Origin of the sequence: Oscillochloris sp. ZM17-4, assembly GCF_019599295.1 — a bacterium.
Classification (GTDB): Bacteria; Chloroflexota; Chloroflexia; order Chloroflexales; family Chloroflexaceae; genus Oscillochloris.
Genome location: NZ_JAIEWN010000006.1, coordinates 107,993 through 116,662 on the forward strand (window position 1 = coordinate 107,993; position 8,670 = coordinate 116,662).

Here is an 8,670-nt window from a genome sequence, read left to right on the forward strand (position 1 = left end):
GGCGGCTGAAGCCGCGTCGCGGGGGCCTGCGGCCGACCGCCCACCTTCGTGGGCGGATCCGGCGTCGGCGCAGGCCGACGCCTGGCGCAGCGCGCCCTGCCGGCGCGACGTCAGTCGCCAGCCAGGGGGGCGCGCAGGACGTTGCACATGCCCTGTCAACACAGGGGGCTGAGCCCTAGACACCGGCGAGAGCGGGTATACTATCGTTATCCGAACGCCACCCACCGTATACGATCGTTTGTCATGTGCGCACCCCAACCGCTACGGCTCCATCTCCTGGGCGCCTTCAGGATCGCGCCCGAGCAGCCCGCGCCGGCGCTGCGGCGTAAGGATCGCGCCCTGCTGGCGTATCTGGCCATCACGGGGAAGGCCCAGCCGCGCCGCGCCCTGATGGATCTCTTCTGCCAGGGGGCGAACGCGCCGGCGCGGGCGCTGGCGGTGCTGCTCAGCCGCATCCGCACGCAGCTCGGCGCGGCCGCGCTGCTTGGTGATGACGAGTCGGTGCGGATCGACGAGGGCTTGGTGTGGGTGGATGTGGCCGCGTTCCAGGGCGCGCTCGGCGGCGATGTGGCCTCCCGCCCGATCGCCCAGCTGGAGGCAGCCGTCGCGCTGTACCGCGCGGACCTGCTCGATGGGCTGGCCTTGAGCGACGCGCCCGAGTTTGAGCTGTGGCTGCTGGGGCAGCGGGCGCACATGCGCCACCTCCAGGAGCGCGGGCTGATGGCGCTGATCGAGCGCCACATCGCCCAGGGACAGCTGGGCGCGGCGCTGGGGTATGCCCGCCAGCTCGGCCAGCACAACCCCTTGCTTGAAGAGGCCCACGGCCAGCTGATCTGGCTCTACGCCCAGACCGGCCAGCGCGACGCCGCGCTTCGCCAGTACGAGCAGTGCCGCGCCCTGCTGCGGTCCGAGCTCGGCGTCGAGCCGACCGACGCCCTCCAGCGGCTGCATCTCGCCGTCATGGGAGGAGATCTGGCGCGGCCCTACCACCGCGAGGAGAAGGGCACCGCCCCCAGCGCGCCCCTGCCCGCCGCCGGCTTTGTGGGCCGCGCCGCCGAGCTGGCGGCGCTCCACGCCGCATGGAGGCGGGCCCAGGCCGGGCAGGGGGGGGTGATCATGATCGCCGCGCGGGCCGGCGGCGGCAAGACCCGGCTGACGCACGAGCTGACACGCCATATCCCGGCGGCGTCCGTCTCCGCCGGCCACTGCTACGAGTCCACGCGCGCCCTGGCCTACCAGCCCTGGCTGGAGATTCTTGAGTCCCATGTGCAGCGGCTCGACGATGCCACCTTGCAGCAGATCCCGCCCGCTGCCCAGTCCTACGTGAGCCGCCTGCTGCCGGGGATGGCGCGTCGGCTATCCCCGGCAGCAGGCGCTTCCGGCGTGATCGACGAGCCCGAGCGGCTGTTCACCGCCGTCGTCGATCTGCTCGCCCACACCCCGGCCGGACAGCCGAGCCCCTGCCTGCTGCTCTTGGACGACCTTCAGTGGGCCGACGAGGCCAGCCTGCGCCTGCTACACTACGTCTCGCAGCGCATCGGCCGCTTCCCCTGGCTGTTGATCGGCACATATCGCGCCGAGGAGGCCGCCGATACGCCGGCCCTGATGATGCTTCTGGACGATTTCGCCCGGCGGGCCATCCCGCGCCTGGAGCTCGGCCCGCTGGCCGCCGCCGACATAGCGGCGCTGGCCGGGCATGTCTGCCCGCAGCTGGCCCCCGACGGGCGCGGCCGGCTCACGGCGCTGCTGGCCCGCTCGACGGGCGGCAACGCGCTGTTTGTCACCGCCGTGCTGCAGGATCTGGCCGGCGCCGCGCAGCTGCCGGCCGAGCTGCCCGTCCCGGCCGGCGTACACGACCTGGTGCTGCGGCGGCTGGGGCGGCTGCCGCAGAGCGACCGCCAGGTGCTGGAGACTCTGGCGGTGGCCGGCGATGGCCTCGGGCTGGCCCAGCTGCAGCAGCTCAGCGCGCGCACCGAGGAAGAGACGGCCGAGGCGCTTGAGCGGGCGCTCGCGGCGGGGCTGGTGCTGGCCGCAGACGATGCCGCGCCGGTGCGCTACCGCTTTCACCACGACCTGGTGCGCGAGGCGGTGTACGCGACGCTCTCGACCGTGCGCAGGCAGCGGCTGCACCGGCGCATGGCCGACTGGCTGGGGCGCGGCGCGGCGCGCCGGCCGCTCGCCGGCCGCCAGGAGCTGGCCGGGCGCATCCTCTACCACGCCCTGCGCGGCGAGGCCTTCGACCTGGCCTTCGCCTGGGCGCCGCACGCCGCGGCCCACGCCCGCCAGATCTTCGCCTACCGCGATATGATGCGCATGATCGGCTCGATGCGCGAGGCCTTTGCCCACTGCCATCTCTGGCCCGACTTCGACCCCGATGCGGCCGAGCCCGAGCTGTTCGATCAGCTGATGTGGTGGCTCTCGTATAGCTGGGCGCTGGGCGAGCCTGCGGCCGAAGAGACGGCGGCGCTGCAGCAGGCCGAGGCGCTGCTCGATCGCCACCCATCGCCGCTGCGGGCCGCCAAGCTGGCCTTTGTGCGCGCCCGGATGACCCTCGACTACGCCGAGGCCATCCCGGTGATGCTCGACGCCCACCGCCAGTTTCTCTATCTGGAGGAGCCGACCCTGGCGGCGCTGGCCATGGCCGAGGCGGCCAGCGCGGCGATCACGCTGAGCCGCAACCGCGAGGGCCGCGCGCGCTACGCGCAGGCGCTCGCGCTCTACCGCGAGGAGCACGACGGCCCCGGCGAGATCCGCTGCCTGGCCGGGCTGGCCTGGGCGGCGCTCAACCTGGGCGAGATCGCCCTGTCGATCCGCTCCTCACAGCAGGCCCTGGCGATCAGCCGGGCCCGCGGCGACAAGCTCGGCCAGGCCCAGGCCTTGCTCAGCCTGGCCGCCGCCTGGGCCTTCTACTGCGCCCCAGATATGGTCGAGGTGTTCGCCGCCGAGGCGCGGGCGATCTACGAGCAGATCGGCCTGCCGCTGCGGGCCATCCGCCCCGCCCTCTATATCGGCGCGGCCCACGATATGCGCGGCGATGCGCCGGCGGCGCTGGCAATCTATGAGGATGTGCTGAACCAGGCCCTCGCCCAGCAGGACACCTGGGTCGCCGGGTGGGCCGCCCAGCTGGCCGGGCGGATCGAGCTGCGCCGCAGCCGAATCGACGCCGCAGCCGACCGGCTGGGCCAGGCCCGCGCGCTGCGGCTCCAGTCGGGCGAGCGCCAGAACCAGGTCAGCGACCTGGCCTGGCTGGGCCGGCTGGCCCTGGCCCAGGGCGATGTCGCGGCCGCGCTGGAGCGCACGGCGCAGGCCGTCGCCCTGCTCGACGCATTCGCCGGCGAGTACTACGTCTGGGAGCAGCCCGACGTGCTGATGTGCCGCGCCGAGGCCCTGGCCGCCGCCGGGCTGCCGGGCGCGGCGCTGGCCGCCGCCCGCCGCGCCCACGACACGCTGCGCCAGTTCGCCGCCCAGATCGACGACCCGCAGCTGCTGGCCCGGTTTCTGGCCTACCCGCCGAACGCGCGGGTGATGGAGATGACAGGGTGACGGGGTGATGGGGTGATGGGGTGACGGGCTGACGGGGTGAGCGTGTCATCTTGTCGCCTTGTCATCATGGAAACAGGTTTGGAAACCGCGGGCCGCTATGCTGGGCGCATCCTTTCACGCCGAACAGGAAGCGAGAGCATATGCGACCAGTCAGACCCCTGCTGGCCCTGACCCTGGTGCTCGCCGTCGCGCTGGCCGCGACCGGGCTGCCGGGCGCCACGCCGGCCGCCGCGCAAACCGCCGGACAGACCTATGTCATGATCGAAGACTTCGAGGGCAGCAATGGGGTTTTCTGGAACCCACAATCGAATCCGTACTTCAATCACAGCTTTACGCTTCCTGATGAGTGGGACGGTTCCGGGTGGTTCCCGGATGACCCTATGCCGCCGTCCCCGTCGGGGACCTTTACGCTGTATGCCCTCAATGAAGATCGCATCACGTTCAACCTGCCTGGCACCGCCAGCGTGACCGAGGCCCAGATATGGGGCTGGGGAGCGCCCTCACTCAATGGGGGCGCGGTTGGGCGCGGGCGCGTGGTCTTCGAAGGCACAGGCGATACCAAGACGTTCACGTTCTCTGGCGCCACAAAGCAGTGGACGTTGTTCAAGGCTTCCGAGACCGACCTCGGCGATAACGGTCGGCTGCTGGGCGCCATCGCGGCCATACGCCTGAAAGACATGGGCGGCATCGGCTCCGCAGGCCCCTTTTTCGACAGCCTGCGGATCGTCGCGGTCACGCCGCCGCGCCGCGCCGATCTGGCTCTGACGATGAGCGGCCCGACATCGCCGCTGACCCCGGGGAGCACGGTGAGCTACGACCTGACCGTGACCAACAGCGGGCCGGAGGGCGCGCCGGGCGTCGTCATCGAAGACGTGTTGCCCTACGGCGGCACGTTCGTGGCCGGCGGGAGCTCCAGCGCTTGCCAGCTGATCAATGAGCGGGTCCGGTGCGACCTGGGCACCCTGACCGTCGGCGCCGCGCAAACCGTGACGATCGCGGTTCAGGTTGGGGGTGCGACCTGCGCCACGTTCGCCAACCGCGCATCGGTGACCGCGCGCGCGTATGACAGCAATCTGGCTAACAACACAGCCGTCCATACCGCGACCACCTCCAACCCGGCCTGCGCCGATTTCGCCGTCGAACTGACTGCTGGGCCGGTGCCGGTCGATCCCGAGGTCATTTTTACGTACACCCTGACGGTGCGCAACGCCGGGCCGGATACCGCCGGTGCAACGGTCAGCGCCACCTTGCCCTACGAGGTCTTTCAGATCGGTATCGCCAGCGATGCTGGCGTCACCTGTAGCGGGCAGCGCCAGATCTCGTGTACGGTCGCGCCGCTGGCGCCGGGCCAGCAGGCCCAGGTCTTCGTCACGGCCAAACTCTCGATCGCGGCGACGGGCTTGATTGAGACGACCGCCGCGGTCACGCCTGCGATCAACGATCCGCGATCCGAGAACAACACCACGCGGTTCCGCTTTACGGGCGGAACGGCGTACACCTACACCCTGATCGCGGAGGCCGGCGTGGGCGCGCTGGCCAACTACGACGAAGTTCACGGCGTGGACATGAACGAGAACGGTGAAGTCGCGTTCTGGGCCAGCCACGGGAACGGCGTCGATGGCAACAACACCTATTTGTACGACGATTGGGCCGCCTTTGTCGGCGACGGCACGACGACCACGAGACGGTTCGGGCTGAGCGATCTGACGCCGGTGGCCGAGCCGTTGCAGCAAGTCTGGGGCTCCTGTCTCTCGATCAACGACGCCGGCTGGCTGGCGACCGAATCGGTTGTCTTTGATTCGACCGATACCGTTCTCGGCCACACGAGCGGCAACGTCCTGCACCTCATCGACCCGAGCGGCGCCCGCGTCCAGCTGGCCTCGGCATCGCAGGCGGTCGACGGCTCAACCTTCGAGCGATACGGCAACCCGGTGCTCAACAACCTCAATCAGGTTCTGGCTACAGTCCACACATCGGACACCCTGCCAGGCGTCAGCCTGCTCCTGTTCGCGGGGGGCCAGCGGACTGAGCTCTATCACACGGACAATCGGATCGATAACATCGGGCTCAATGACCGTGGCGATTACGCTTTTGTGGAGGCTATCCGCGGGTACCCGTACACCCGATACAAGCTGTGGGTGTATTCGCACTGGGGTTCCTCGGTTTTGGCGAACGACATCTTGCCCCACGACACCCGCCCAGTGACTACCTTTTTTGGCCCGATGACTCTCAACAACCAACGCCAGGTCGCCTACAGCCAGCTGGTGAGGGACACGAGTTCGGGCCTGATCGTCGAGAATTTCCACACAGTCAGTTCCTCGCCGGCCATCACCTGGGGCTCGATCGCCGCACAGACGGAGTACGGCCACCGCGTGAACCAGACCGGGATCAACGATCAGGGGCGCTACGCCTACAGCGGAGCGATCAGCGCGATGAACAGACTGAAGATCGGGATCTTCACCGGCCCGAACTTCCTGGCGAACCGGGTCGTGGCGTTTTCGTCGACCGTTCTCTCGGGCTGGGGCACCTACCTCCTCGGCTCGACCGCGCACGACGACCGCAGCTCCTGCACCATCCCGATCAACAACGCCGGCCAGGTCGCATTCTCGGCGCTGCTAGACGACGGCCGGTTCGTCGTGGTGCGCGCCGACCCGACTCGCGACAACGATGGCGACGGGGTGACCGACTGGGACGAGCTGGGCGCGCCAAACTCCGGCGACGGGAATGGCGACGGCATCCCCGACTCGGTTCAGCCCAATGTGACCTCGGTCGCCAATTCGGTCGACGGCCGGGCCGTCACCTTCGTCGCCGACCCGAACTACACGCTGACCAGCGTGCGGGCGGTGGCCAACCCCGCGCCGGGCAGCCCGCCGGCCGGCACCTTCTCGCTGGGATACTTCGCCTTCGAGCTGACCGACCTGCCGGCGGGCGGCAGCGCCACGGTCACGGTGACGCTGCCCGGCGCGGGCGTGCAGAGCTGGTGGAAGTACGGCCCGACGCCGGGCAACCCGACGCCGCACTGGTACGACTTCAGCTACGACGGCACGACCGGCGCCGAGATCAACGGCAACATCGTCACCCTGCACTTTGTGGACGGCGGGCGCGGCGACAGCGACCTGGCGGCCAACGGGACGATCGTCGACCCGGGCGGGCCGCTGGGCTACCCCTATGCGACGCATCTGCCGCTGGTGGCGCGTTGAGCACAGACAATGAAACGTAACCTGCTCGTCCTGGTCGCCATCCTGGCCGCGATCCGGCTGCTCGACGCCATCGTGTCGCTGCTGATAGCGCTGGCGTCATCATAGGCATACGTCCATCAGACGCCCATGCGCCGGGCGCACAGCTCCGCGCTGAACATGGCCGCGTATCGGCTATCGGCTATCGGCTATGTCCACCTCAGCGTGCGATCAGCTGTCGCCGGTGGCCAGCCGCCCGGCGGCCGGGCGGGCCTGCCCAGATACCTCGGCGGGTCGCTCGGCCAGCGCGACTGCGGCGAGCAGCACCAGCCCGATCCAGACCAGGTCGGCCATCAGCAGATGGATGAGCTGCATCCAGATCGGAGCCTTGAGGCTGACATTGAGCCCGCCGCCGAGGATCTGGAGCAGGAACAGCCCGGCCAGCCCGTAGGCCAGCCGACGGGCGACCGGGCTCGGGCTGGCCTGGAGTACGGCGCGGGCGAGCAGCAGACTCGATAGGCCGACCAGGATGCCCAGGATGGGGTGGATCACCCGTAGCTGGACGATCGGGTGCGGGCCGCCGCCGATCGGCTGGCTGACCCCGCCGGGCAGCGCGCCGAGCTGGAGCAGGGCCAGGCCGCTGGTCAGCCGGTGCGAGAACTCGACCAGCTGCTCGGCGCCGGGCGCCTGCGGGATGACCTGGCCATCGCAGAGCGGCCAGTGGGCGCCGCAGCCGGCCCCCGAGCCGCTGGCCCGCACAAACGCGCCCCAGAGGATGACGAGCAGGTTATAGCCAAGGTTGGCCCAGGCGAAGGCGGCGAAGCTTCGCTTCATGTGAAGGCTCACTTTCTCGGTGACAGGTGGGTCTGCGGGCATCATAGCACAGCCGCCTGCCTGCGGGGGCTTTTGGGCGCTAGCCCTCTGTCACGGCGTGGCGCCGACGAGCTGGCGGGCCATGGCCGCGATCACGCCGGGGCGGGCCTGGAGCGCGTAGCGGTCGTTCTCGACGCCGAAGGTCACGCCGTCCTCGCCCAGGTTGTAGCGCTCCACGCTCGCCAGATCCAGGCCGCGCAGCGCCCAGGCCAGGCCGATGATCTGATCGCGCGGCATATCGGTCTGCACGAAGCCCACCAGGGCGCCGCTGAGGTGCTCGGCCGCGAGCAGGTTGTCGAGGCCGCCGCGCTCGCGCAGGCGGGCGGCGATCGCCAGCAGCACCGCCTGCTGGCGGCGGTGGCGGGCGAAGTCATCGTCGGGGTGGCGCACGCGGCAGTAGGTCAGGGCGGTCGCGCCGTCCATCTGCTGGAGGCCGGGCGCGAAGCGCACCGTGGTAACGCCGTAGCTGGCGGTGGGGAAGTAGTCGTCCACCAGGGGCGCCTCCACATCCACCGTGACGCCGTCGAGCGAGTCGACCAGGCCGATGAAGCCGCGGAAGTCCACGGCGGCCGCGTAGTCGATCGGGACGCCGAGCAGGTCGCCGACCGTCGCCTTGGCGAGGGCCATGCCGGCGCCGGGCGGGCCATCGTGCTCGCCCCAGAGGTAGGCCGCGTTGACCCGGCCCTGGCCGTGGCCGGGGATGTCCACCCAGAGATCGCGCGGGAGCGAGAGGATGGCCACGCGGCCGCGGGCCGGCTCGACCCGCGCCACGATGATCGCGTCGGAGCGCGGGGTGGCCTCCTCGCCGGGGCGGCGGTCGCTGCCGAGGAGCAGGACCGTGACCGGGGCCGGTGCCGCAGGCTGGCCGGGGGCGGGCGCGACGGTGGGCAGGGTGAGCAGCGAGGTGGCCGCCTGGCGCTGGGGCGTGGGCGCGGGCGTGACGATGATCGCGTCGAGGTTGCGGCTCGCGCCCGCGGCGATCCCGCCGAGCCGGCCGAGGCCCAGCAGGATCAGCGCGACGCCGAGCGCGGCGAGGGCGAGGATGCCGATTGGGGGCAGCGCCGGCGGCCCGGCACGT

Annotated in this window: 4 protein-coding genes; 2 read left to right on the forward strand and 2 right to left on the reverse strand. The window is 70.6% G+C overall.

What is annotated here, in order from left to right:
- Window positions 1-243: 243 nt before the first annotated feature.
- Both K2Z83_RS07340 and K2Z83_RS07345 read left to right on the forward strand, forming a co-directional pair.
- Window positions 244-3,543 (forward strand): AAA family ATPase, encoded by a 3,300-nt coding sequence (locus K2Z83_RS07340; protein WP_220594525.1) that lies wholly within the window; start codon window positions 244-246, stop codon window positions 3,541-3,543.
- Window positions 3,544-3,683: 140 nt separating this feature from the next.
- Window positions 3,684-6,743, forward strand: coding sequence for a DUF11 domain-containing protein (locus tag K2Z83_RS07345; protein WP_220594526.1), 3,060 nt, complete (start codon window positions 3,684-3,686; stop codon window positions 6,741-6,743).
- Window positions 6,744-6,950: 207 nt separating this feature from the next.
- On the opposite strand, the gene K2Z83_RS07350 is transcribed toward K2Z83_RS07345, so the two are convergent.
- Together K2Z83_RS07350 and K2Z83_RS07355 are read right to left on the reverse strand one after the other, a co-directional pair.
- A complete protein-coding gene (locus K2Z83_RS07350) occupies window positions 6,951-7,553 on the reverse strand; it encodes a COX15/CtaA family protein (protein ID WP_220594527.1) in 603 nt (200 codons plus the stop codon).
- Between the two features lie 90 nt (window positions 7,554-7,643).
- Window positions 7,644-8,670, reverse strand: a 1,027-nt coding sequence (locus K2Z83_RS07355) for an LCP family protein (RefSeq protein WP_220594528.1), incomplete at its 5' end; no start/stop codon positions are given.

Excerpts from the sequence above, each read along its gene's own strand:
- K2Z83_RS07345 (WP_220594526.1), top strand. The coding sequence starts at position 3,684 with ATGCGACCAGTCAGACCCCTGCTGGCCCTGACCCTGGTGCTCGCCGTC.
- K2Z83_RS07340 (WP_220594525.1), top strand. The coding sequence starts at position 244 with ATGTGCGCACCCCAACCGCTACGGCTCCATCTCCTGGGCGCCTTCAGG.
- K2Z83_RS07350 (WP_220594527.1), bottom strand. The coding sequence starts at position 7,553 with ATGAAGCGAAGCTTCGCCGCCTTCGCCTGGGCCAACCTTGGCTATAAC.